The sequence below is a fragment of the Pseudomonas sp. PDM03 genome, from assembly GCF_014852385.1.
In the GTDB taxonomy this organism is placed as follows: Bacteria; Pseudomonadota; Gammaproteobacteria; order Pseudomonadales; family Pseudomonadaceae; genus Aquipseudomonas; species Aquipseudomonas migulae.
The window spans coordinates 33,117-57,225 of sequence record NZ_JACVBM010000016.1; the positions used below are offsets into that span (position 1 = coordinate 33,117).

Below are 24,109 nucleotides of genomic sequence, written 5' to 3' on the forward strand. Positions count from 1 at the left end.
CAACGATTACCCAGTAATCGGTTCCTTTAGAGCAGACTTTGCAGCTTGCGATGCAACATCGAAACGTTGCTTCCTTTTGCTACAAACCCTGTAAGGGTCTCTGTAAGAAGGGCCGAGACTTTATCAGCTTCAGCTTTGCTTGGGAAGCCCCCAAACACACAACTTCCAGTTCCGGTGAGTTTTGCTTCGGTAAAATTACCTAACAAATTCAATGCGTTACGTACATCTGGATAACGCCTTGCTACCACCGGTAAGCAGTCATTTCGACTGTTTCCCTTGGGAACGGGGCGCACTTTAATGGGAGAAGAGTTACGTGTCAACAACGGATCTGAAAAAATTTCTGCTGTACTTACAGATACTTGCGGCACAAGCACGAGATACCACGGTTCTTCGGGGTCTACAGGGGTGAGTTTCTCTCCCACACCCTCGGCGAAAGCCGCGTGGCCACGCACGAAAACCGGGACATCGGCGCCAAGCGTCAGGCCCAGTGCGGCCAGCCGATCCTCATCCCAACCCAGTTGCCAGAGGTGATTGAGCCCGAGCAAAGTCGTCGCGGCATTTGAACTGCCGCCACCGATGCCGCCGCCCATTGGCAGAATTTTTTCGATCCAGATGTCGATGCCGAGCGAACAACCGGATTGCTCCTGAAGTTTTTTTGCCGCTCGAACAATCAGATTGCTGTCGTGCGGTACGCCGTCGAATTCGGTGTGCAGTTGAATCACACCGTCGTCGCGCACGGCGAAAGTGATTTCATCGCCGTAGTCGAGAAACTGAAAAATCGTCTGCAACTCGTGGTAACCGTCTTCACGGCGACCGAGGATGTGCAGCATCAGATTGAGTTTGGCCGGGGAGGGCAGCGTCAAGCGTGGGGTCGTCATGTTCATTGCCCCAGTTTGCGCGGTTGCCATTCCTTGATCACCAGCGTGACATCAAGGTCGGTGCCATGCAGTTTGATCCGCTCGGGCAGCCAAAAGCCGTTTTGCTCGGCGTAACTCAGGTATTCGACTTGCCAGCCATCCTGTTCCAGATTGGCCAGTCGGCTATCGGTGTCCAGGGTCAGGCGGCTCTTGCTGTCCGGCGCCGGGAGTCCGCGGACCCACCACGCCAGATGGGACACCGGCAACTTCCAGCCGAGCTGTTCTTCGAGCAGCACTTCCGGCGTAGGCGCTTCATAGCGCCCCTGATTGGCGACTTCCAGCGAAACCTTTCCGGGGTGTCCGGTCAGGCGTGCGGCGCCGCGACCCAGAGGGCCCGAAAGGCGAATGTCGTAATAGGACTGGCGCTGCAACCAGAACAGCGTGCCGCTGCCCGAGTCTTTTGGTGCGCGAATGCCGATCTTGCCGTTGATCTGCCAGCCGTCGAGGCCGGTCAGTTGTTCTTTGTGAACGCGCCACAGGCCGGCGTCGCCCTGGCCCTGTACCGATTCGCGGGCACCGAAGCCCGCGCAACCGGCGAGCAGGGCGATGAAACTGAAAACGATGAAGTGGCGCAAAAACATAAGCTTAAAGAGTCTCTGATCCGGTCAGGCGCTTGATGGTGCCGCGCAGGATTGGGCTGTCGGGTTGTTCCTTGAGAAATTTGCCCCAGATTTGTTTGGCTTCGCGTTGTTTGCCATTGGCCCACAGGACTTCGCCGAGGTGAGCGGCCACTTCCTGATCGGGAAAGCGATCGAGCGCCTTGCGCAGCAGTTTTTCCGCTTCGTCGAGATTGCCCATGCGGAAATTCACCCAGCCGAGGCTGTCGAGTACCGCCGGGTCTTCCGGATTGATCTGGTGTGCCTGTTCGATCAGGGCCTTGGCTTCGGCATAACGCGTCGTGCGGTCGGACAAGGTGTAGCCGAGGGCGTTCAGTGCCATGGCGTTGTCCGGGTCACGCTTGATGATCAGCCGCAGGTCTTTTTCCATCTGCGCCAGGTCATTGCGTTTTTCCGCCTGCATGGCGCGGGTGTACAGCAGATTCAGATCGTCCGGGTATTGCTGCAAGGCTTTATGCAGAACATTCCAGGCCTTGTCCCCCTGTTTATTGGCGGACAGGGTTTCGGCTTCGATCAGATACAGCTGAATCGCGTAATCGGGTTGTTCGTCACGCTCGGCCGCCAGGCGGCTTTGCGCTTCGGCGGTCTTGCCGTTGTTCATCAGGATATCGGCCTGACGCAACTGTGCCGGCAGGTAGTCGTTGCCCGGGCCGACCTTGGCGTATTCGATCAGTGCGCCCTGGGGATCGTTGCGCTCTTCAGCGATACGGCCGAGGTTCAGGTGTGCCGAGTCGACATGGCTTTCTCGGGCGATCAGGTCTTCCAGGTAGCCCTTGGCCTCGTCCCAGGCCTTGGCTTCCAGACACACCAGCGCCAGGGAGTAACGCAATTCGTCGTCTTCGGGGTACTGCTGAACCAGGCTCGAAAACTCGACTTTGGCGTCGTCCATCCGGTCCTGTTCGACCAGCATGCGGGCATACGTCAGGCGCAGGCGTTTGTCGTCCGGGTATTTCTTGATGCTTTTTTGCAGCAGCGGCAACGCTTCATCACCACGATTGAGCGTTTGCAGCAGGCGTGCGCGCAGCAGAATCGGGGCTATTTCGCCGTCATCCGGCGGGTTGTCTTCCAGCAGTGTCAGTGCGCCTTTGCTGTCGCCGTCCTGTTGCATCAACAAGGCTTTGCCGAAAATCAGCTGGCTGTTGTTGGGGTGACGCTGCAACAAACGGTCAAAACTTTTCATCAGGCCGTTGCGGGTTTCCTGATCGGTATCGGCCGCAGACAGGGCCAGGAAATCGAAATGCGTGTCGCCCTTGCCTTGCAGGACTTTCTCCATATAGGCCATGGAGTCGTCATAACGCCCGGCGCGCGCCAGTTGCACGGCTGCGGCCCGTTGCGCTTCGAGGTCGTCCGGGGCGTTTTTCGCCCAGATCAGCGCGGTGTCCAGGGCGGCCTGATCGGCGCCCAGGTACTCGGCGATGCGAAACGCCCGTTCGGAGATGCCCGGATCCTGGGTGTTGATGGCCTGGGTCACGTAGTTGTCCAGCGCAATGTCGAAACGATTGCGTTGGCCAGCCAGTTCGGCGCTCAACAGGCTGAAGATGGTTTCTTCGCTGAATGAGCTGTAGACCTTGGGCTTTTCAGGGGCCGGAGTGCTGTCTTCGACCGGCGGCGTACCGTCCGACGAAACGGGTGCCAAGGCCTGGCAGCCGCTGAGGAAGACAAAAGCGAGGAGCAACGCGGAAGATCTATTCATATAGGAAGAGGACGACTAACCTGCGGTCGGATCATCATGACACAAGCCTTCGGCCAAACATAACCGGCCGGCCATTTTCCCTGAAGCACGCGACAAACCCCTATAGGAGCCGGCTTGCTGCGGGCGGCGTTCCGACGATGGACTTGCAGGCGCCGCATTCTTTCCAGGAATAAATGCGCCATCGTTCACGACCATCGTCGGAACGCCGCCCGCAGCAAGCCGGCTCCTACAAAGGTTGCGTGGAAGTCGGGTAAACGAGAACCGCTCGCAAATCTGGGCGTCGGCTACCAGGTCAATAGAGATCGAGTAGTTGTTCTGAGTCTGTCGAAGTAGGACAATTGCCGGCTTCACGTCACCATCAGCGACCTTGAATGGCCTTCCTTGCACTCGGTATTAACCACAAGACTGCTTCAGTAGACGTCCGCGAGCGCGTGGCCTTTACCCCTGAGCAGCTGGTGGAGGCCTTGCAGCAGCTCTGCCGACTCACCGACAGCCGCGAAGCTGCGATCCTCTCCACCTGCAATCGCAGTGAACTCTATATAGAACAGGATCACCTTTCGGCGGACATCGTGCTGCGCTGGCTGGCCGATTATCACCATCTGAGCCTCGACGAGCTGCGCGCGAGCGCTTATGTGCACGAAGATGATGCGGCAGTTCGTCACATGATGCGGGTCGCCTCCGGGCTCGATTCGCTGGTGCTGGGCGAGCCGCAGATCCTCGGCCAGATGAAATCCTGCTACGCCGTGGCCCGCGAGGCCGGCACCATCGGTCCGCTGCTCGGGCGTTTGTTCCAGGCCACGTTCAATGCGGCCAAACAAGTGCGCACCGACACCGCCATCGGCGAGAACCCGGTGTCCGTGGCGTTTGCCGCGGTCAGCCTGGCGAAACAGATTTTCAGCGACCTGCAACGCAGCCAGGCCTTGCTGATCGGCGCCGGCGAGACCATCACTCTGGTCGCCCGCCATCTGCACGAACTGGGGGTAAAACGCATCGTCGTCGCCAACCGCACCCTGGAGCGCGCAAGCATTCTGGCCGAGCAGTTTGGCGCCCATGCCGTGTTGCTCTCGGACATTCCGGCCGAACTGGTGCGCAGCGACATCGTCATCAGTTCCACCGCCAGCCAGTTGCCGATCCTCGGTAAAGGTGCGGTGGAAAGTGCCTTGAAACTGCGCAAGCACAAACCGATCTTCATGGTGGACATCGCCGTACCGCGCGATATCGAGCCTGAAGTCGGCGAGTTGGACGACGTTTACCTTTATAGCGTCGACGATCTCCACGAAGTGGTCGCCGAAAACCTCAAGAGCCGTCAAGGCGCTGCGCAAGCGGCGGAAGAGATGGTTTCGGTCGGCGCCGAAGATTTCATGATCCGTCTGCGTGAACTGGCAGCGGTGGATGTACTCAAGGCCTATCGCCAACAAAGCGAACGCCTGCGTGACGAAGAATTGCAAAAGGCCCAACGCATGCTGGCCAACGGCAGCAGCGCCGAAGACGTGTTGGTGCAACTGGCGCGTGGCTTGACCAACAAACTCTTGCACGCCCCGAGCGTGCAGTTGAAAAAGCTCTCAGCCGAAGGTCGCCTCGACGCACTGGCCATGGCCCAGGAACTCTTTGCCCTCGGTGAGGGCTCATCGGATAGCTTTTCGGATAAAAAACCGCAATGAAAGCGTCACTGCTCAATAAGCTGGACATCCTCCAGGACCGTTTCGAGGAATTGACCGCCTTGCTTGGCGACGGCGAGGTCATTTCCGACCAGACCAAATTCCGCGCCTATTCCAAGGAATACGCGGAAGTCGAGCCGATTGTCGACGCCTATAAACAGTTGCTCAAAGTACAGAGCGACCTCGAAGGCGCCCAGGCACTGCTCAAGGACAACGACCCGGACATGCGTGAAATGGCCGTGGAAGAAGTCCGCGAAGCCAAAGAGCAATTGATCGAGATCGAAGCCAGCCTGCAACGCATGCTGCTGCCCAAGGACCCGAACGACGGGCGCAACGTGTTCCTTGAAATCCGCGCCGGCACTGGTGGTGACGAGGCGGCGATCTTCTCCGGCGACCTGTTCCGCATGTATTCGCGTTACGCCGAGCGTCGCGGCTGGCGTGTGGAAATTCTCTCGGAAAACGAGGGCGAACATGGCGGCTATAAAGAAGTCATCGCCCGCGTCGAAGGCGACAACGTCTACGGCAAGCTGAAATTCGAATCCGGCGCGCACCGCGTGCAACGGGTTCCGGCCACTGAATCCCAGGGGCGTATCCACACTTCGGCGTGCACCGTGGCCGTATTGCCCGAGCCGGACGAGCAGGAAGCGATCGAGATCAATCCGGCGGACCTGCGGATTGATACCTACCGTTCTTCCGGTGCCGGTGGCCAGCACGTCAACAAGACGGACTCGGCGATCCGCATCACGCACTTGCCGTCCGGTATCGTCGTCGAGTGCCAGGAAGAACGTTCCCAGCACAAGAACCGCGCCCGGGCGATGTCCTGGCTGTCGGCCAAGCTCAATGATCAGCAGACCAGCGCCGCAGCGAATGCCATCGCCAGCGAGCGTAAGTTGCTGGTCGGTTCGGGTGATCGCTCCGAGCGCATCCGCACCTACAACTTTGCCCAGGGCCGGGTCACCGACCACCGGGTCAACCTGACGCTGTATTCCCTCGACGAAATTCTCGCGGGCGGTGTCGATGCGGTGATCGAACCGTTGCTGGCCGAATACCAGGCCGACCAATTGGCAGCGATAGGTGACTAAATGACGATCATTGCCAGTTTGTTGCGCGCCGCTGATTTACCCGACTCGCCGACGGCGCGCCTGGATGCCGAATTGCTGCTGGCGGCGGCGTTGGGCAAGTCCCGCAGTTTTCTGCACACCTGGCCGGAGCGCATCGTTCCAAGCGAAGCCGCGCTGAAGTTTGCCGAGTACCTGCAACGCCGTCGTGGCGGAGAGCCGGTGGCTTACATTCTGGGCCAGCAAGGTTTCTGGAAGCTGGATCTGGAAGTTGCACCGCACACCTTGATCCCGCGCCCGGACACCGAATTGCTGGTGGAAGCCGCGCTGGAATTGTTGCCCGCCACGCCCGCCAAGGTCCTCGATCTCGGCACCGGCAGCGGCGCCATTGCGTTGGCCCTGGCCAGCGAGCGTCCGGCGTGGAGCGTCACCGCTGTGGATCGTGTACTCGAAGCCGTGGCTTTGGCCGAGCGCAATCGTCAGCGTTTGCACCTGAACAACGCCACCGTGCTGAGCAGTCATTGGTTCAGCGCCCTGGAAGGTCAGCGTTTTCAACTGATCATCAGCAACCCGCCGTACATTGCATCCGCCGATCCGCATCTGGTGGAAGGTGATGTGCGATTCGAACCGGCCAGTGCCTTGGTGGCTGGAGCCGACGGGCTCGACGATCTGCGTTTGATCGTCGCCCAGGCCCCGGATTATCTGGAAGCGGGCGGCTGGCTGATGCTCGAACACGGTTATGATCAAGCCGAAGCCGTGCGCGATTTGTTGCAGACACGCGGCTTTGAAGAAGTCCACAGCCGCACCGATCTGGGCGGTCATCAACGGATCAGCCTGGGGCGCCTGCCGTGCTGAATGATCAGGAATTGTTGCGTTACAGTCGGCAGATTCTGTTGCAACACGTCGACATCGACGGCCAGTTGCGATTGAAAGAAAGCCGCGTGTTGATCGTCGGTCTCGGCGGGCTCGGTTCGCCGGTTGCGTTGTACCTCGCCGCCGCGGGCGTCGGTGAGCTGCATCTGGCGGACTTCGACACCGTCGACCTGACCAACCTGCAACGCCAGATCATTCACGACACCGACAGCGTCGGCCAGACCAAGGTCGATTCGGCGATCCGCCGCCTGAGCGCGATCAACCCCGAGATCAAGCTGGTCGCCCATCGTGCCGCGCTGGACGAAGATTCCCTGGCCGCTGTGGTGGCCACAGTGGATCTGGTCCTCGACTGTTCCGACAATTTTTCCACCCGCGAAGCGGTCAACGCTGCGTGCGTGGCGGCCGGCAAGCCGTTGGTCAGCGGCGCAGCGATTCGACTTGAAGGGCAATTGTCGGTGTTCGACCCGCGCCGTCCGGACAGTCCGTGCTACCACTGTTTATACGGGCACGGCAGCGAAGCTGAATTGACGTGCAGTGAAGCGGGCGTCGTCGGTCCTTTGGTGGGACTGGTCGGAAGCCTTCAGGCGCTGGAAGCGATGAAACTGTTGGCCGGTTTCGGCGAACCGCTGGTAGGGCGCCTGTTGTTGATCGATGCCTTGGGTTCGCGCTTCCGTGAATTGCGCGTCAAGCGTGATCCGGGCTGCAGCGTCTGTGGGCCGAAACATGCGTGAAGCGCCCATTGGCGTGTTCGACTCCGGGGTCGGTGGGCTGTCGGTGCTGGCCGAGGTCCAGCGTTTGCTGCCCAACGAGTCTCTGCTGTACGTCGCCGATTGCGGCAATATTCCTTACGGCGAGAAAACCCCGGAATTCATTCGCCATCGTTGCAGCGTGATGGCCGAATTTTTTCAGCAGCAAGGCGCCAAGGCCCTGGTGCTGGCCTGCAACACGGCGACGGTGGCCGGTGTTGCGGATTTGCGGCGCGACTTCCCCGAGTGGCCCATCGTCGGCATGGAGCCTGCGGTCAAACCGGCCGCCGCCGCGACCCGTAGCGGCGTGGTCGGTGTCCTCGCCACCACCGGCACCTTGCAGAGCGCCAAGTTCGCTGCGTTGCTCGACCGTTTCGCCACCGATGTGCAGGTGATCACCCAGCCGTGCCCGGGGCTTGTGGAGCTGATTGAAAACGGTGATCTGCACAGTCACGCCCTGCGTGAGTTGCTGGCCCGCTATGTCGGGCCGCTGCTCGCCGCAGGCTGCGACACGATTATTCTCGGCTGCACGCATTACCCCTTCCTAAAGCCGTTGCTTAAGCAGATGATCCCCGAGGACATCAGCCTGATCGATACCGGCGCCGCCGTCGCGCGACAACTTCAGCGGCTGTTGGCCGAGCGTGAATTGCTGGCTGAAGGTCCAGTTCGTGCAGCGCAATTCTGGACGAGTGCCGATCCGGAACATTTCAGAAATATCTTGCCGATACTGTGGAATACCGCTGGCGTTGTGCAAAGCTTCAATAGGTAGTTCGGGGAAACGGGTAATTGGGGTGAACTTCTGATTAAGCGTCGACTTCTATTGCGGTAAGCAACAAAAAAACCATACGAAATCGTACGGAAAAGGATGTTTCTATGAAGCGACTATTCTGCTTGGCCGCGATTGCGGCCGCATTGATGGGGCAAAGTTTTACCGCACAGGCGGCAGGCGTGGAGTTCGGGGTCGGCCAGACCAGCGATTCGACCATGACCTATCGATTGGGCATGCAATTCGATTGGGACAAGAGCTGGTTGCAAAGTGACGTCGGTCGTTTGACCGGTTACTGGAGTGGTGCCTACACCTATTGGGAAGGCGACAAGACTTCCAGCAACCACAGCCTGTCTTTCTCGCCGGTGTTTGTCTATGAGTTTGCCGGTCAGAACGTCAAACCCTATCTAGAGCTCGGGGTTGGCGTGGCAGCGTTCTCGAATACCGAACTTGAAGGCAACGAACTGGGCAGTGCCTTTCAGTTCGAAGACCGTTTCGGCTTCGGTCTGCGTTTTGCGGGCGGGCATGAAGTCGGGATTCGTGCAACGCACTATTCCAATGCGGGGCTCAGCAGCCCGAACGATGGTGTAGAAAGTTACGCGCTGCACTACACGATGCCGTTGTAAGACAAAACGCGGTCCTCTGTAGGAGCTGGCTTGCTAGCGATGGTGTGTCAGTCGACATCACCGTAGCTGACCCACCATCGCTAGCAAGCCAGCTCCTACAGGGGACAAGGTGTTTTCAAGATCACCGATACGCCATGCTGATCCCCCGGCGCTCTTCGATGCACTCCGGTGCGCCCATCTCGAACTCCCGGCAGATCAGCGGGCGTTTTTCGTAGATGGTGCACATCATCGTGTTGCGATCCAGCGCGGCGCACCAGCCGTCGTCCAGTCGCAGCATGACTTCCCCGCCCCAATCATCGGTATCGATAAAACGTTCGGGCACGCCCGTGTCGGTGATCAGCATCACTTCGAGCTGGCAGCAGCAGGCCGCGCAGGTCGAGCACGTGACCGCAGGCTCGGTGATTTGCGTGTGGGGAATGGTTTTCATGGCACGCAGTGTAAGTCAGTCGGTCGGTGCTGTGTGAAAGGCCGGACGGACGCTCAGTCGTGGGTGTCGGACGACGCCAGGCGCCGGGCCATGAAATGCAGCGTGGGAAACAGCAGTGCCCAGAGTAATCCGATGCCGATCAGCGTCGGTAATTGGCCGTAAGGGAATTGCACCCCGGCCAGTTGTCCTCCCGCGTAATACGACAACGGCCCACCCACGGCGCCCAGCAAGCAGCCCAGCCACCAGGGCGTTGCGCTCCATTGCAGGCAATGGCGCAACGTCGTGGCCAGCAACGCCCACAACAGCATCAGCCATAGTGGAATCAGCGGCGCGACATCGTTGAACTCGAACACCCCCAGCCAGCGCAATGAACTGTCGACGGTCGTGCCCAGCAGCACCACGCTGAGAATCAGTCGGCCTTCGTCCGCCCAACGACTTATCCACAGCAGATGAATCACCAAAGCGCCCAGCGCCACCAATAACCACAGGCTGTTGCCGCCGATCACGCAGGCAAGCCAGCCGAGCTGGAACAGCAGAGCGTTGGCCAGGCGTTCAAGCATCGAAACGGCCGAGCAGCGGCGCGGTGATCGCCGAAGGTTTGGCCAGCAGCAACTGCGCGGTGCCGATGGTGCGCTCCAGGAAACCACCTTCGCAGTAACACAGGTAAAACTCCCACAGCCGCAGGAAATAATCGTCGTAGCCCAATTCGCTCAGGCGGCCTTGGGCGCGGCGAAAATTCTCATGCCACAGGCGCAAGGTTCGCGCGTAGTGCAGGCCAAAATCCTCCATGTGCAGCAAGTTCATGTCAGTGTCGCGGCTGACGATCTCGAGCATTTTCTGCACGCAGGGCAGGGCGCCGCCGGGGAAGATGTAGCGCTGAATGAAGTCGACACTGCCCTTGGCCTGCTCGTAGCGCTGCTCGCGGATGGTGATCGCCTGCAACAGCATCAAGCCATTGCTCTTGAGCAAGTGCGCGCACTGCTTGAAGTAGGTCGGCAGAAAGCGATGGCCCACGGCTTCGATCATCTCGATCGACACCAGTTTGTCGTACTGCCCGGTGAGGTCGCGGTAATCCTTGAGCAACAACGTAACCTGATCTTGCAACCCGAGGGTTTCGATCCGTTGCGCGGTAAACGCGTACTGCTCCCTGGACAACGTGGTGGTGGTGACTTTGCAGCCATAATTCTGCGCCGCGTACAGCGCCATGCTGCCCCAGCCGGTGCCGATTTCCAGCAGGTGATCGCTGGGTTTGAGGTCGAGTTTCTGGCAGATCCGCTCCAGTTTGTTCAGCTGCGCCTGTTCCAGGCTGTCCTCGGGACTTAGGAATTGTGCGGCCGAATACATCATGGTCGGGTCTAGAAACTGTTCGAACAGGTCGTTGCCCAGGTCGTAGTGAGCGGCGATGTTTTTCTGCGAGCCCTTGCGCGTATTGCGATTGAGCCAGTGCAGGCCTTGAACGAAGGGCCGGCCGAGTTTCGCCAGGCCGCCTTCCAGCGAATCAAGCACGTCAAGGTTACTGACGAACACGCGAACCACCGCCGTCAGGTCCGGCGAGCTCCAGTAACCGTGGATAAATGCCTCGCCCGCGCCGATCGAACCGTTACTCGCCACCAGCCCCCACGCTGCTGCGTCGAGGATGTGGATTTCCCCCTGCAAATGACTGCCAGCGCTGCCGAAGACCTGCCGCTCGCCATCCTCGATCACCAGCAGTTGCCCGTGCTTGAGGTGCGCCAGTTGCCGCAGCACACCGCGACGCAGCAACGTCCCGGTCAAGCCGTTAGTGCTGAGTAGAGTGGCTTTGGCCGAGACGCTAGAGGATTTCATGGCGGCGATCCTTGGGCGGAACGGTGGCGGTTTGAAAGCTGCCGTCGGCAGCTTGATGAGCAAATATCGGCACGCGTTTGACCAGCAGGCGCAGGGCTTGCCAATAAATCGCCAGGCAGGTTTTTGCGGTCATCCACGGAAAGCGCCGCAGGTACCGGTGCAGGCTGGCGCGACTCAGGGCTTCGCGTTTCAGGTTGAGCGTGGCGTCAAACAGCTTCAGTTCGCCCTGCCAGTCGGCCATGTGCACGCCGAGTTTTTTCGCGACGGGGCTGAAGCTCATGCGGTGTTCAAGATCGCGTGGCAGAAACGGCGACACATGAAAGGCCTTGGCCACGGCGAAATGCTGATGGAAATCGCGCAGGTCATCCGGCGTCCTGGCCGGCAACACGTAGTGATAACGCTCGCGCCACGGGGTATTGGTGACTTCGGCAACGATTGCCGCCAGTTGGCCGTCGGCTTCGTAACAATAAAAAAAACTCACCGGGTTGAACGCCAGGCCCCAACTGCGAGGCTGGGTCAGCAGGCAGACCGAACCTTGTGGTGCATGACCAATGGCCAGGCGGACCTGTTCGCGCACCGCATCGATCAGGCGCATGCCGTTGCCGGTGAAGGCTTTGAGGTAGTCGCTTTCGCGAAACGAAAACGGCGAGAAACGGCGGTTGCCCGACAGCGGCGATAACCCGAGTACGGCGTCCTGTTCATCGAGATCGAGGTACAGCAGGCCGATCCGGTAACGGAATTCATGGCGCCTTGGGGCAAACCGCCGATGGGCGATCCAGCCGCTGTAGAGCGCGCTGTTCACAGCACTTCCCCGAACGAGCGGGCCACGCGCAACGCGCTGACCACGCCATCTTCATGGAAACCGTTGGCCCAGTAGGCGCCGCAATAAAAGCTGTGTTGCGCGCCGTTCAATTCTTCCCAGCGCTCCTGCGCCGCCACCGCCGCCAGGCTGTATTGCGGATGGGCGTAGGTGAACCGGCCGAGCACCATGGCCGGGCTGATGCCGGCACTCTGGTTGAGGCTGACGCAAAACGTGGTGTCGCTCTGGATGCCTTGCAGGATGTTCATGTCGTAGGTGACCGCCGCCAGCGTATGGCCGGCGCCACCGAGGCGGTAATTCCAGCTGGCCCGGGCGAGTGTGCGCGACGGCAGCAGGCGCGTGTCGGTGTGCAGCACCACTTCGTTGTCGGCGTAGGGCAGGGCACCGAGGATCGACTGTTCGGCATCGCTCGGTTTGGCCAGCAGTTTCAGCGCCTGATCGCTGTGGCAGGCGAACACCACTTTGTCGAAGCGTTCGCTGCCGGCGCGGCTGTGGATCACGACGCCATCGGCATCGCGCTCGACCTGCATCACGGGGCAGTTGAGGCGGATTTTCTGGTTAAAGGTTGCGGTCAACGGTGCGATGTAAGCACTCGAGCCGCCCTCGATCACACGCCATTGCGGGCGATTGTTGACCGACAGCAAACCGTGGTTTTTGAAAAACCGCACAAAGAATTGCAGCGGAAAATTCAGCATGTCGGCCATCGGCATCGACCAGATCGCCGCGCCCATCGGCACGATGTAATGCAGGATGAACCGCTCGCCGTAACCGCCGGCCTTGAGGTATTCATCGAGCGTGGTGTGCGCCGCGATCCGGCCCTCGGACAGGTCGAGCCGGGCGCGCTTGTTGAAGCGCACAATGTCGCGCAGCATGCCCCAGAACCCCGGTGACAGCAGGTTGCGGCGTTGGGCGAACAGGCTGTTGAGGTTGTTGCCGTTGTACTCCAGGCCGCTGTCCGGATCGGTGACCGAGAAACTCATCTCGGTCGCTTTGAAACCGACGCCGATCTGACCCAGCAAGCGAATGAAGTTCGGGTAGGTCCAGTCGTTGAACACGATGAAGCCGGTGTCCACGGCATGACACTCGCCATCGACCTTCACGTCCACGGTATGGGTATGGCCGCCGACCCGGTCGCCAGCCTCGAACAGGGTGATCTCGTGACGGCGATTCAGCAGGTAAGCACTGGTCAGCCCCGAGATGCCGCTGCCGATGATGGCGATGTTCACGGCAGGTCCTTGATCGGCGGACTGCTGCGGACCATGCGTTTGCCGATGGCGAGCTTCACCCGGTTGGGCATTTTCGACAGCGGCCAGAGCGCCGCCATGAACAGCGCGGGGAACGCGATCTCCAGTGGCCGATGCTTCAGTTTGGCGAAGATGTGCCGCGCCGCTTTGCCCACCGGCCAACTGAGGGGCATCGGGAAATCGTTCTTCGCCGTCAGCGGAGTCTCGACAAACCCCGGGCTGACTACGGTGACTTCGATGCCTTCGGGCGCCAGGTCAATACGCAACGATTCGAACAGATAACGCAGCCCGGCCTTCGACGCGCCATACGCCTCCGCCCGTGGCAGCGGCAGGTAAGTCACCGAACTGGCGACGCCCACCAGATGCGGTGCGGTGCCTTTGCGCAACAGCGGCAGCGCGGCTTCGATGCAGTAACTGCTGGCCAGCAGATTGGTGCGCACCACGTGCTCGACGAGCGACGAATCGAACTGCTGAACGTCGACGTATTCGCAGGTGCCAGCATTGAGAATCACCGTATCCAGCGAGCCCCAGTCATGCGCGATCTGCTCGCCGATTTCGCGTACGGTCTGGCTGTTGGTCAGGTCACCCGCCACCACCAGCACTTGCCCGGGATAGCGTTGCGACAAGACTTTCAAAGGCGCCAGCGAGCGTGAACTGACCGCCAGGTGGGCGCCGGTTTTCAGAATTTCCTCGGCCAGCGCGGCGCCAATGCCACTGCTGGCCCCGGTCAGCCAATATCGTCGTGGAGGTGTAAGACTCATCCCATTCTCCTTTTCAACCATGCGATAGCCCGGCCCAATACGGGTACATGTTCGTAAAGCAGCGCCCCGGCATCGAAGTAATCGCGGTGGCGATAAACCTTGTCGCTCCAGAGCAGGTGCGAGCAGCCTTCCACCCGAATCAAACGCCCGCCGGCCAGATGTGGATGGCGGTAGCTCATGACCCAGCGCAGATAACCTTCGCCTTCGCCGATCTGGTCGAAGCCGTGAAAATCGAAACGCAGTTCGCTGACATTGGCGTAGAGCTCGCTGAAATAACTGCGCAAATGCGCGAGGCCCTGTACTTCGTGCAGCGGATCGGTGAAGTGCACGTCGTCGGTGTACAGCTCATTCAGGCGCTGCAGGTTGTCTTTGTTCAGCTCGGCAAACTGCCAGGCGAAGCGGCGCAGGAAATCACTCATAACCGCCTCCCGCGTTCTGTCGCGACGGCAGGTTTTTGAAAGCTGCCAGCGCGCGTGTACGGGATGTACTTAGATTGACGATCGGCGACGGATAACCTGCCACGCCAAACAACCCGCCGAGGTTCGCCGGGTTGTGCACGTCTTTCTTGTTCAGCCCGGCCAGCTCCGGCAACCAGTGCTTGATGAACAGGCCTTCGCTGTCGAATTTTTCCGATTGGCTGAGCGGGTTGAAAATCCGGAAGTAGGGCGCCGAATCGGTGCCGGTGGATGAGCTCCATTGCCAGCCGCCGTTGTTCGCCGCGAGATCGCCATCGATCAGGTGCCGCATGAAAAAACGTTCGCCTTCACGCCAGTCGATCAGCAGGTTTTTGGTGAGGAACATCGCCACCACCATGCGCAAACGGTTGTGCATCCAGCCGGTTTCAAGCAGTTGGCGCATCGCCGCGTCGATGATCGGCAGTCCGGTGCGCGCTTCTTGCCAGGCTGCCAGTTCGTCGGGGGCATCGCGCCAGGCCAGGGCTTCGGTTTCCGGGCGGAAGGCGCGGTGACGGGAGACGCGCGGGTAGCCCACCAGAATGTGTTTGTAGAACTCGCGCCACAGCAATTCATTGATCCAGGTGACGGCGCCGACTTTGCCGCTTTCGAACTCGCCTTGATTGCTTTGCAGGGCGGCATGCAAGCACTGGCGCGGGGAAATGACGCCGGCCGCCAGGTAGGCCGAGAGCTGACTGGTGCCGGGCTTGGCCGGGAAGTCTCGCTCACTTTTGTAGTAGTCGATCTGCGCATCGGCGAAGGTGTCCAGACGGCGTCGGGCTTCGGCTTCACCGGCGGGCCAGAGCGCGCGCAAGGTGTCGCTGGGCGTGTCGAAGCCTGCAACGCTTGAAGGGATTTCATCGCTGTCGATGTTCAGCTTCGATTGCACCGCTGGCGCCCTGACGAGACTCGGCAATGAACGGTGCAGACGGTCGTAGCAGACTTTGCGGAACTGGCTGAAGACCTGGAAATACGTGCTGGTCTTGGTCAGTACGGTGCCGGGGCTGAACAGCAGCTGATCGAGATAGCTATAGAAGTCGATGCCTTTGGTTTTCAGTGCGTCGGCCACCGCCGCGTCACGACGGCTTTCGTGAATGCCGTACTCCTCGTTGACGTGCACCGCGTCGATCTTCAACTGCTGGCACAGGTCGAGCAGAACCTTCGGCGCTTCATCCCAGCGAGAGGCCGTGCGAATCAGCAACGGGATGTTCAACTCGCCAAGTGCACGGCTCAGTTCACGGAGGTTGCGCAGCCAGAAATCCACTTTGCACGGCGCGTCGTCGTGCTCGCGCCATTGTTCCGGGCTCAACAGGTACACCGCCACGCTCGGACCCCGGGAAGCGGCGGCCGAGAGGGCGGTGTTGTCATGTAGACGCAAGTCGCTGCGCAGCCAGATCAATTGCATGGTGGTGTCCGTACGATTCATTTAAATAAGCCCGCGCTGTACCAGGTCCCGATGCGCCGACAACGGATCTTCGGCCAGGAACAATTCAGCAATTTCTGTGGTTTTTACGGACAACTCGGCGTGGTGGATGCATACCGTTGGGCCGGCAATCATTTTTGGGCAACTGACACCGTTGAAAAGTTTCGGCAGCTGCGCAAGGTTCATGGCTTTGCTGGAATACAGCAGTACGCCGCGGGCTTGCAGGTGATCGACCGCCAGTGCGAGCTCGCCCGCCGGCAACGGCCAGTCGAACACTTCCACCGGGCAATCGGCGCTGCTGATCAACCACGCGGTGAGCCACAGATGCGGTTCCAGCGGCAGGTCGGAGTGATTGATCAACAGCAGCGGTGCGGTACGCAGTTGACGGTTGTTATGGTAGATGCGCGCGCCGAATTTGCTGCGTAACCAGGAGTGAAAAAACACGCGCTCCATCTGCGCGCCAAACTGGCCTTGCCAGCGTTGTTCAAGTTCGGCCAGCAACGGCATCAGCAGTTGTTCACACAAAGTCCGCGGCGGGTACAACGCAATCGCCTGGTTGACGGTGTCATCGAGGGTGCGTTCGTTGAGCCGAGTGACTGCTTGCAGCAGCGTGTTGCACAGCACCTGCCAATCGTTTTCGACCGATTCGCCAAAGGCTTGCGGGGTGTCGAGCAGTTGCTTGACCTGGCTGACGGCCACGCCGCGATTGAGCCAGGTGAGGATTGTCAGGATGCGTTGCACGTGTTCGGCGCTGAACAGCCGATGCCCTTTGGGCGTGCGTTGCGGCACGATCAAACCGTAACGCCGTTCCCAGGCGCGCAAGGTGACGGCGTTGACGCCGGTCTGCCGGGCCACTTCACGAATCGGCAGCCAGCCTTCATCGAGGGCTTTCTTGAAGTCGGCTCCGAGGTCTTCGCGGGCACTGGTGTCGAGTGGGATTTTCATCAGATCGCGTTTCGCAGGCTGAGGTTTTCCGGGTGCGGTTGCAGGTAAACCTGTTGCGCAATGTACGGATCCGGGTGTTGGCGAAAGTGATGCTTGAGCAGCGTCAGCGGCACCACCAACGGCACGATGCCGTGGCGGTACTGGCCGATGACGTGTTGCACTTCCTGTTTGTCATCAGCGCTGATGACCTGCTTGAGGTAACCACTGATGTGTTGCAGGACGTTGGTGTGGGTGCGGCGCGTGGCGCACTTTTTCAAGGCCGCCATCAGTTCGCTGAAATAGCGTGGGCCGAGTTCTTTCGGGTCGATCCGGCCCATGTTGCCCAGCAGATTGCCCAGGGTTTTGTACTGCACCGGGTTGTGGGCCATCAGCAGGTATTTGTAGCGCGAGTGAAATTCCGTCAATCCGCGACGAGTCAGGCCTGCTTGCAGCAACTGTTGCCAGGCGCTGTAGGCGAACACGCGGGTGAGAAAGTTTTCCCGCAGCACCGGGTCGTTGAGCCTGCCGTCTTCTTCCACCGGCAGGTCCGGGTGCAGCGCACAGAAAGCCTGGGCATAGATGCCACTGCCACCGCCGTCTACCGGTGCTCCGTTGGCGTGGTAGACCTTGACCCGATCCAGTCCGCACGACGGCGATTTCTGCATGAAGATGTAGCCGCAGACGTCGTCCAGCTCGGCGGCCATCTTTCGGGCGTAATCGGCCAGCGGCCGGGTGACATTCAGTTCGGGGTGAACAGTGCCGATCGCTTCGGGGCGTTCAGCGTCGCCGACCAGTCGAATGGGCTGGCGAGGAATGCCCAGGCCGATGGCGACTTCCGGGCACACCGGGACGAAATCGAAATACTCGGTGAGGGTGCGGCTGCACAGCCGCGATTCCTTGTGCCCGCCATTGAAACGCACCTCGGCGCCCATCAGGCAGGCGCTGATGGCGATTTTCGGTTTCGCGCTGGCGTGGAGCATCGGAGCACCTCGAATCCAAACCTGTACAGGATTTAATTTCTGTACAACATGTGTTTCATCATAGATTCAAAGGTGTACAAGTCAAACTGTTTGTATAAGTATTTGGCGTGCTGTAGGAGCTGGCTTGCCGACGATGAACGATGATGGGGGTTACCTGCTAAACCGTGGCGCCTGCATCGCCAGCAAGCCGGCTCCTACAGGATCTAGTTCCAGCCTAGTAACCAGGCGTTGCTGTTTTTCAGGGTTTGCCAGCTCAGGCGTTGATTGCGCTTGGTCAGCACTGCCTGCAATTCGACGTCCAGCACCGTGCCTTCCTCGTCGCGGAACAACTCGATGACCAGAAAATGTTTTTCGCGGTTTTGCGGGTGGGCTGCTGTCAATTTCGACAGCAGCAATTTGCTCGGGTTGATGCGGTTCACTGCAAGTGTGCATGCAGGCGGCGGGCAGCTTCCTGTCCACTGAGCCAGGCACCTTCGACCCGGCCCGACAGGCACCAGTCGCCGCATACATACAGGCCCAGGTCGGCGTCTGCCAGTGCTCCCCATTCATGACTGCTGGCAGGGCGCGCGTAGAGCCAGCGATGGGCGAGGCTGAAGGTCGGAGCCGGCATTGAGTCGTGTAACAGTTCAGCAAATGCGCCGTGCAATTGTTCGATCACGGCTTCCTTGGACAGGTCGATATGTTGTCGGCTCCAGGCGCTGGTCGCGTGCAGCACCCAAGTGTCCAGCGTGTTGTCGCGTCCCGGTTTGCTGCGGTTGCGCGCCAGCCAGTCGAGCGGGCTGTCCTGCACGAAGCAGCCTTCCATGGGCGTGTCCAGTGGCGTTTCGAAGGCCAGGGCGACGGCCCAGGTCGGGTCCATTTTTACTCCTGCGGCGGCTCCGGCGAGTTTCGGTGCGGAGGCCAGCAAAGCGGTCGCTTGAGGTGCAGGCGTGGCGATCACCACGTGGCCAAACGGGCCATGAGTGAAACCTTCGGCATCCTGCAGATGCCAGTGTTCTTCACCGCGATAGACCTCGGTAATGCGGCAGGCAAAATGCACTTCCAGATCGCCAATCAGGCCACGGGTGATGGCGCTCATGCGTGGCGTGCCGACCCAGCGCGTCTGCTCGTCCGGCGACAGGTTGAGCTGGCCGCCGTGGTAGGTATAAAGCTGCGGCGCCCATTCGGCGACCCAGCCTTTGGCTTGCCAGCGCTGGACTTCAGTGACAAAGCGGCGATCACGCGCAGTGAAATATTGCGCGCCCATGTCCAGCGCACCCGCATCGCTGCGCTTGCTCGACATGCGTCCGCCACTGCCGCGGCTTTTATCGAAAAGTTGAACGACATGCCCTGCGTCCGTAAGGGCCTGGGCGGCTGAGAGTCCGGCAATGCCGGTGCCGATGATTGCGATAGGTACAGTCATAGGGGCCTCGTTTACCTTTCTGTACAGACTACGCCGTGGTTGAAACCTGTACAATATTGTTTTTTGGTATAACTTTTAGCGTTCTCGTTCTGACAGCTTGGCCTATTGTTAAACACAGACCCTGCCCGATATCAAAGATCCCTGCTTATAAAAATAGACTAGTGATCAGGGTAAAACGCCACGCGAGGAAGTAGTCATGCACATATTGCTGACCGGCGGTACTGGTTTGATAGGACGTCAGCTCTGCCGCCACTGGTTGAGTCAGGGACATCGTCTGACCGTCTGGAGCCGGACGCCGGCCAAAGTCGCGAAAGTCTGTGGCGCCCAAGTGCGCGCGGTGGCCCGACTCGAGGACCTCGGTCAGGAACCGGTGGATGCGATTATCAACCTCGCGGGTGCGCCGATTGCCGACCGGCTCTGGACTCACCGACGTAAAGCCTTGCTGTGGAGCAGCCGCATCACTCTGACGGAAACCTTGCTGGCGTGGCTCGAAAGCCGCGAGCAGAAACCGCAGGTGTTGATTTCGGGCTCTGCCATTGGCTGGTATGGCGACGGGGGCGAGCGGGAGTTGACTGAACATTCCCCTCCGGTGATCGATGATTTTGCCAGTCAGTTGTGCATTGCCTGGGAAGAAACCGCCCAGCGTGCCGAAGCCTTGGGCATCCGCGTGATCTTCGTTCGCACCGGCTTGGTGCTGTCGGCCGAGGGCGGCTTTTTGTCGCGGCTGTTGCTGCCGTTCAAACTGGGGCTGGGCGGGCCTTTGGGCACTGGTCGGCAGTGGATGCCGTGGATCCATATCAAGGATCAAATCGCCCTGATTGATTTTCTTCTGCATCAGAAAAACGCCAGCGGTCCTTATAATGCCTGCGCGCCCAAACCGGTGCGCAATCGCGAATTTGCCAAGACGCTGGGCAGCGTGCTGCATCGCCCGGCGTTCATGCCCATGCCGGCCCTGGCATTGAAGGTGGGCCTGGGCGAGTTGTCATTGCTGTTGCTGGGCGGCCAGAAGGCTGTTCCGGCGCGCTTGCTGGAAGCGGGCTTCACCTTCCAGTTCACTGACCTGCGTGCGGCTCTGGACGACTTGTCCAGCCGCCTCTGAAATAGGACGTTGCATGACCGATCACGCGTTGCTTCTGGTCAACCTGGGTTCACCTGCCTCCACCTCGGTGGCGGATGTGCGCAGCTACCTCAATCAATTTCTGATGGACCCGTATGTGATCGACCTGCCATGGCCAGTGCGCCGTTTGCTGGTCTCGCTGATTCTGATCAGGCGTCCGGAGCAGTCGGCCCACGCCTACGCCTCGATCTGGTGGGAGGAGGGCTCGCCACTGGTTGTGCTCAGCCGCCGCTTGCAACAGGCCATGAGCGCACAGTGGAGCCACGGGCCAGTGGAACTGGCGATGCGTTATGGCGAGCCGTCGATTGAGTCGAAACTGCTGCAACTCGCCGCCCAGGGCCACAAGCGAATTACCCTCGCGCCGCTTTATCCCCAGTTTGCCGACAGCACCGTGACCACGGTGATCGAGGAAGCCAAGCGGGTGGTGAGCGAGCACAAACTCAATGTGCAGTTCTCGATACTCGAGCCGTTCTACGATCAGCCGGAATACATCGATGCCCTGGTGGCCAGCGCCAAGCCGCATCTGGAGCAGGATTTCGATCATCTGTTGCTGAGCTTCCATGGATTGCCGGAGCGGCATCTGAAGAAGCTCAACCCGGGGCACAGTTTTGAAGGTGGCGGCGATTGCTGCGCCGGTGCGCCACCGGAAGTCGTCGCGACCTGTTATCGCGGCCAGTGCCTGCGCACCGCAAAGGAATTTGCCAAGCGCATGGGCCTGCCGGACGGCAAATGGTCGGTGTCGTTTCAGTCGCGGCTGGGGCGGGCGAAATGGATCGAACCCTACACCGAAGCGCGCCTTGATGAGTTGGCGGGAATGGGCGTGAGAAAGGTGCTGGTGATGTGCCCGGCGTTCGTTGCCGATTGCATCGAGACGCTGGAAGAAATCGGTGATCGCGGGAAAGAACAGTTCCGCGAAGCAGGAGGGGAGGAGTTGGTGCTGGTGCCGTGCCTCAACGATGATCCGCAGTGGGCGAAGGCGTTGAACGCCTTGTGCGAAAGAGCGCCGTTGGCGCTTTAAAAGCATCGCCAGCAAGCCGGCTCCTACAGGATTTAGTCGTTCCACGTTGATGTGATCGACACAAAACCTGTAGGAGCCGGCTTGCTGGCGATAGCGCCATAAGCCGCGACAAAGATCTACGGTTTACAACAAAGGCTCATCCGCCTTCTTGTGCTTCCAGCTGTCATTCCCCGGCAGCAACAGGTTCAGCGCAATCGCCACCACCGCGCACAGCGCGATGCCTTTGAGGCCGAAGTCGTCCGGGCCGGTGCCGGTGCCGACCAGCACGCCGCCAATCCCGAACACCAGCGTGACCGAAACGATCACCAGGTTGCGCGCCTCGCCCAGGTCGATCTTGTGGCGAATCAGCGTGTTCATCCCCACCGCCGCAATCGAACCGAACAACAGGCACAGAATCCCGCCCATCACCGGCACCGGAATGCTTTGCAGCAACGCGCCGAACTTGCCGATGAACGCCAGGCTGATGGCGAAAATCGCCGCCCAGGTCATGATTTTCGGGTTGTAGTTCTTGGTCAGCATCACCGCGCCCGTCACTTCGGCGTACGTGGTGTTCGGCGGACCGCCAAACAAACCGGCGGCGGTGGTGGCGATGCCATCACCGAGCAGCGTGCGGTGCAGGCCCGGTTTCTTCAGGTAGTCGCGACCGGTCACGCTACCCACGGCGATCACGCCGCCGATGTGCTCGATGGCCGGGGCCAATGCCACCGGAACGATGAACAGAATCGCCTGCCAGTTGAATTCCGGCGCAGTGAAATTCGGGATCGCGAACCACGGTGCAGCGGCAATCTTCGCGGTATCAACCACGCCGAAATAGAACGCCATCGCAAAACCGACCAGCACGCCGGAGATGATCGGTACCAGGCGGAAAATGCCTTTGCCGAACACCGCAACGATCAGCGTGGTCAGCAGCGCCGGCATCGAGATCAGCATGGCTGTCTGGTAATGAATCAGCTCGCTACCGTCGCCAGCCTTGCCCATCGCCATGTTGGCGGCGATTGGCGCCATGGCCAGGCCGATGGAAATGATCACCGGGCCAATCACCACCGGTGGCAGCAAACGGTCGATGAAACCGGTGCCTTTGATCTTCACGGCGAGGCCGAGGAAGGTGTAGACAAAACCCGCCGCCATCACGCCGCCCATGGTCGCCGCGAGACCGAACTGGCCTTTGGCGAGAATGATCGGGGTGATGAAGGCGAAGCTCGATGCCAGGAACACCGGCACCTGACGCCCGGTGACGATCTGGAACAGAATCGTCCCCAAACCGGCGGTGAACAGCGCCACGTTCGGGTCGAGGCCGGTAATCAGCGGCATCAATACCAGCGCGCCAAAGGCCACGAACAGCATCTGCGCACCCGACAGCACCGTGCGCCAGAGCGGATCGTTGAACTCTTGCTGCATGCTCAAGCGTCCTTCTGCTTGGTGCCGAAGATCTTGTCGCCGGCATCGCCCAGGCCCGGGATGATGTAACCGTGTTCGTTGAGTTTCTCGTCAATGGAAGCGGTGTAGATGGTCACGTCCGGGTGAGCCTTCTCCACAGCGGCGATGCCTTCCGGCGCGGCGACCAGCACCATGGCGCGGATGTCGCGGCAACCGGCTTTTTTCAGCAGGTCGATGGTGGCAACCATGGAACTGCCGGTGGCGAGCATCGGGTCGATGATCATTGCCAGGCGTTCGTTGATTTCCGGAACCAGTTTTTCCAGATACGTGTGGGCTTGCAGCGTCTGTTCATTGCGGGCCACGCCCACAGCGCTGACTTTGGCGCCCGGGATCAGGCTCAGCACGCCTTCGAGCATGCCGATGCCGGCGCGCAGGATCGGCACCACGGTGATTTTCTTGCCGGCGATTTTCTCGACCGACACGGTGCCGCACCAGCCTTCGATGTCGTAGGATTCCAGCGGCAGGTCTTTGGTGGCTTCATAGGTCAAAAGGGCACCGACTTCCTGAGCGAGCTCGCGGAAATTCTTGGTGCTGATGTCTGCGCGGCGCATCAGGCCGAGTTTGTGACGGATCAGCGGATGGCGGATCTCGAGGATGGGCATGGGAAAGGCTCCGGCGGCGGGCAAAAAAACCGGCCTAGATTAATCTATCCGAGGGTGTTGTCCTATAGACAATAGAGTACGTTAGTCCACAAACGCTTGATCTGGCCGTGCGGGATGCGTACCTTTGCCCGCTTTTCCTGAATGCCATCCCTTGGAGAGCGCCATGTCCGCTGATCTCGAGCATATCCGTCAAATCATGCGAGAGGCTGACTGCCTGTACACCGAAGCTGAAGTCGAGGCGGCCATCGCCCGCGTTGGTGCACATATCAACGAACAAATGGCTGACACTAACCCGGTGGTGTTCTGCGTGATGAACGGCGGCCTGATCTTCGCCGGCAAGCTGCTCACCCATCTGCAATTCCCGCTGGAAGCGTCCTACCTGCACGCCACCCGTTATCGCAACGAAACCAGCGGCGGCGACCTGTTCTGGAAAGCCAAGCCTGAAGTGTCGTTTATCGACCGTGACGTGCTGATCATCGACGACATCCTCGACGAAGGTCACACCCTGGGCGCGATCATCGACTTCTGCAAACACGCCGGCGCGCGCAAAGTGCACACCGCCGTGCTGATCGACAAGGACCACGACCGCAAGGCTCGTCCGGACCTGAAAGCCGATTTCGTCGGTTTGCCGTGCATCGACCGCTACATCTTCGGTTACGGCATGGACTACAAAGGCTACTGGCGTAACGCCAACGGGATTTTTGCCGTTAAAGGGATGTAAGCA

26 protein-coding genes are annotated in these 24,109 nt (G+C 60.0%); 9 read left to right on the forward strand and 17 right to left on the reverse strand.

The window, feature by feature from the left end:
• Positions 1-26: 26 nt before the first annotated feature.
• From ispE to IB254_RS20720, 3 genes are read right to left on the reverse strand one after another with little or no spacing between them, the layout of a single operon-like run.
• The gene (ispE, locus tag IB254_RS20710; RefSeq protein WP_032828609.1) at positions 27-878 is read right to left on the reverse strand and encodes a 4-(cytidine 5'-diphospho)-2-C-methyl-D-erythritol kinase; all 852 of its coding nucleotides are present in this window, start codon (positions 876-878) and stop codon (positions 27-29) included.
• Between the two features lie 2 nt (positions 879-880).
• A complete protein-coding gene (lolB, locus tag IB254_RS20715) occupies positions 881-1,498 on the reverse strand; it encodes a lipoprotein insertase outer membrane protein LolB (protein WP_008025852.1) in 618 nt (205 codons plus the stop codon).
• 4 nt (positions 1,499-1,502) lie between these two features.
• Complete coding sequence (locus tag IB254_RS20720; protein WP_192419153.1) at positions 1,503-3,227, reverse strand: tetratricopeptide repeat protein; 1,725 nt, start codon at positions 3,225-3,227, stop codon at positions 1,503-1,505.
• Between the two features lie 371 nt (positions 3,228-3,598).
• Between IB254_RS20720 and hemA the strand changes: the two genes are divergently transcribed.
• The 6 genes from hemA (at position 3,599) to IB254_RS20750 (ending at position 8,954) form a co-directional block, all read left to right on the forward strand.
• Positions 3,599-4,888: a glutamyl-tRNA reductase gene (gene hemA, locus IB254_RS20725; RefSeq protein ID WP_008025854.1), complete on the forward strand. Its 1,290-nt coding sequence runs from the start codon at positions 3,599-3,601 to the stop codon at positions 4,886-4,888.
• Positions 4,885-5,967: a peptide chain release factor 1 gene (gene prfA / locus IB254_RS20730; RefSeq protein ID WP_008025856.1), complete on the forward strand. Its 1,083-nt coding sequence runs from the start codon at positions 4,885-4,887 to the stop codon at positions 5,965-5,967. Before hemA ends, prfA begins: the two co-directional genes overlap by 4 nt.
• Positions 5,968-6,798, forward strand: coding sequence for a peptide chain release factor N(5)-glutamine methyltransferase (prmC, locus tag IB254_RS20735; protein WP_192419154.1), 831 nt, complete (start codon positions 5,968-5,970; stop codon positions 6,796-6,798).
• Positions 6,792-7,547: a molybdopterin-synthase adenylyltransferase MoeB gene (locus tag IB254_RS20740; protein WP_192419155.1), complete on the forward strand. Its 756-nt coding sequence runs from the start codon at positions 6,792-6,794 to the stop codon at positions 7,545-7,547. Before prmC ends, IB254_RS20740 begins: the two co-directional genes overlap by 7 nt.
• On the forward strand, positions 7,540-8,331 hold the full coding sequence (murI, locus tag IB254_RS20745) for a glutamate racemase (RefSeq protein ID WP_192419156.1): 792 nt from the start codon (positions 7,540-7,542) through the stop codon (positions 8,329-8,331). The genes IB254_RS20740 and murI overlap by 8 nt, the downstream gene beginning before the upstream one ends.
• 104 nt (positions 8,332-8,435) lie before the next feature.
• Complete coding sequence (locus IB254_RS20750) at positions 8,436-8,954, forward strand: acyloxyacyl hydrolase (RefSeq protein WP_192419158.1); 519 nt, start codon at positions 8,436-8,438, stop codon at positions 8,952-8,954.
• A 121-nt stretch (positions 8,955-9,075) separates the two neighbouring features.
• On the opposite strand, the gene IB254_RS20755 is transcribed toward IB254_RS20750, so the two are convergent.
• The 12 genes from IB254_RS20755 to IB254_RS20810 form a co-directional block, all read right to left on the reverse strand.
• Positions 9,076-9,381, reverse strand: a complete 306-nt coding sequence (locus IB254_RS20755; RefSeq protein WP_192419160.1) for a YkgJ family cysteine cluster protein — start codon at positions 9,379-9,381, stop codon at positions 9,076-9,078.
• 53 nt (positions 9,382-9,434) lie between these two features.
• Positions 9,435-9,941: a DUF2878 domain-containing protein gene (locus IB254_RS20760; RefSeq protein WP_192419162.1), complete on the reverse strand. Its 507-nt coding sequence runs from the start codon at positions 9,939-9,941 to the stop codon at positions 9,435-9,437.
• A complete protein-coding gene (locus IB254_RS20765) occupies positions 9,934-11,205 on the reverse strand; it encodes an SAM-dependent methyltransferase (RefSeq protein WP_192419164.1) in 1,272 nt (423 codons plus the stop codon). Before IB254_RS20765 ends, IB254_RS20760 begins: the two co-directional genes overlap by 8 nt.
• Positions 11,192-12,007: a DUF1365 domain-containing protein gene (locus IB254_RS20770; protein ID WP_192419167.1), complete on the reverse strand. Its 816-nt coding sequence runs from the start codon at positions 12,005-12,007 to the stop codon at positions 11,192-11,194. Before IB254_RS20770 ends, IB254_RS20765 begins: the two co-directional genes overlap by 14 nt.
• Complete coding sequence (locus IB254_RS20775; protein ID WP_192419169.1) at positions 12,004-13,251, reverse strand: NAD(P)/FAD-dependent oxidoreductase; 1,248 nt, start codon at positions 13,249-13,251, stop codon at positions 12,004-12,006. The genes IB254_RS20770 and IB254_RS20775 overlap by 4 nt, the downstream gene beginning before the upstream one ends.
• Positions 13,248-14,030, reverse strand: a complete 783-nt coding sequence (locus IB254_RS20780; RefSeq protein WP_192419171.1) for an SDR family NAD(P)-dependent oxidoreductase — start codon at positions 14,028-14,030, stop codon at positions 13,248-13,250. The genes IB254_RS20775 and IB254_RS20780 overlap by 4 nt, the downstream gene beginning before the upstream one ends.
• Complete coding sequence (locus IB254_RS20785) at positions 14,027-14,449, reverse strand: nuclear transport factor 2 family protein (protein WP_192419173.1); 423 nt, start codon at positions 14,447-14,449, stop codon at positions 14,027-14,029. The genes IB254_RS20780 and IB254_RS20785 overlap by 4 nt, the downstream gene beginning before the upstream one ends.
• On the reverse strand, positions 14,442-15,887 hold the full coding sequence (gene phrB, locus IB254_RS20790) for a deoxyribodipyrimidine photo-lyase (RefSeq protein WP_192419175.1): 1,446 nt from the start codon (positions 15,885-15,887) through the stop codon (positions 14,442-14,444). The genes IB254_RS20785 and phrB overlap by 8 nt, the downstream gene beginning before the upstream one ends.
• A 21-nt stretch (positions 15,888-15,908) precedes the next feature.
• Entirely contained in the window at positions 15,909-16,850 is a 942-nt protein-coding gene (locus tag IB254_RS20795) for a MerR family transcriptional regulator (RefSeq protein WP_192419177.1), read from the reverse strand.
• Positions 16,850-17,809 (reverse strand): YbgA family protein, encoded by a 960-nt coding sequence (locus IB254_RS20800; RefSeq protein ID WP_192419179.1) that lies wholly within the window; start codon positions 17,807-17,809, stop codon positions 16,850-16,852. Before IB254_RS20800 ends, IB254_RS20795 begins: the two co-directional genes overlap by 1 nt.
• A 203-nt stretch (positions 17,810-18,012) precedes the next feature.
• Complete coding sequence (locus tag IB254_RS20805) at positions 18,013-18,228, reverse strand: TIGR02450 family Trp-rich protein (RefSeq protein ID WP_192419181.1); 216 nt, start codon at positions 18,226-18,228, stop codon at positions 18,013-18,015.
• Positions 18,225-19,211: an NAD(P)/FAD-dependent oxidoreductase gene (locus IB254_RS20810; RefSeq protein WP_192419183.1), complete on the reverse strand. Its 987-nt coding sequence runs from the start codon at positions 19,209-19,211 to the stop codon at positions 18,225-18,227. Before IB254_RS20810 ends, IB254_RS20805 begins: the two co-directional genes overlap by 4 nt.
• A gap of 196 nt (positions 19,212-19,407) precedes the next feature.
• Between IB254_RS20810 and IB254_RS20815 the strand changes: the two genes are divergently transcribed.
• Both IB254_RS20815 and hemH read left to right on the forward strand, forming a co-directional pair.
• Positions 19,408-20,310, forward strand: coding sequence for a TIGR01777 family oxidoreductase (locus IB254_RS20815; RefSeq protein ID WP_192419185.1), 903 nt, complete (start codon positions 19,408-19,410; stop codon positions 20,308-20,310).
• A 13-nt stretch (positions 20,311-20,323) separates the two neighbouring features.
• The gene (gene hemH, locus IB254_RS20820; RefSeq protein WP_192419187.1) at positions 20,324-21,346 is read left to right on the forward strand and encodes a ferrochelatase; all 1,023 of its coding nucleotides are present in this window, start codon (positions 20,324-20,326) and stop codon (positions 21,344-21,346) included.
• A gap of 123 nt (positions 21,347-21,469) precedes the next feature.
• On the opposite strand, the gene IB254_RS20825 is transcribed toward hemH, so the two are convergent.
• Together IB254_RS20825 and upp are read right to left on the reverse strand one after the other, a co-directional pair.
• Positions 21,470-22,744, reverse strand: a complete 1,275-nt coding sequence (locus IB254_RS20825) for a uracil-xanthine permease family protein (RefSeq protein ID WP_008025891.1) — start codon at positions 22,742-22,744, stop codon at positions 21,470-21,472.
• A gap of 2 nt (positions 22,745-22,746) precedes the next feature.
• Positions 22,747-23,385 carry a uracil phosphoribosyltransferase gene (gene upp, locus IB254_RS20830; protein WP_008025893.1) on the reverse strand — a complete coding sequence of 213 codons (639 nt, stop codon included), beginning with the start codon at positions 23,383-23,385 and terminating at the stop codon, positions 22,747-22,749.
• A 163-nt stretch (positions 23,386-23,548) separates the two neighbouring features.
• On the opposite strand from upp, the gene IB254_RS20835 reads away from it, so the two are divergent.
• On the forward strand, positions 23,549-24,106 hold the full coding sequence (locus IB254_RS20835) for a hypoxanthine-guanine phosphoribosyltransferase (RefSeq protein ID WP_008025895.1): 558 nt from the start codon (positions 23,549-23,551) through the stop codon (positions 24,104-24,106).
• Positions 24,107-24,109 lie beyond the last annotated feature (3 nt).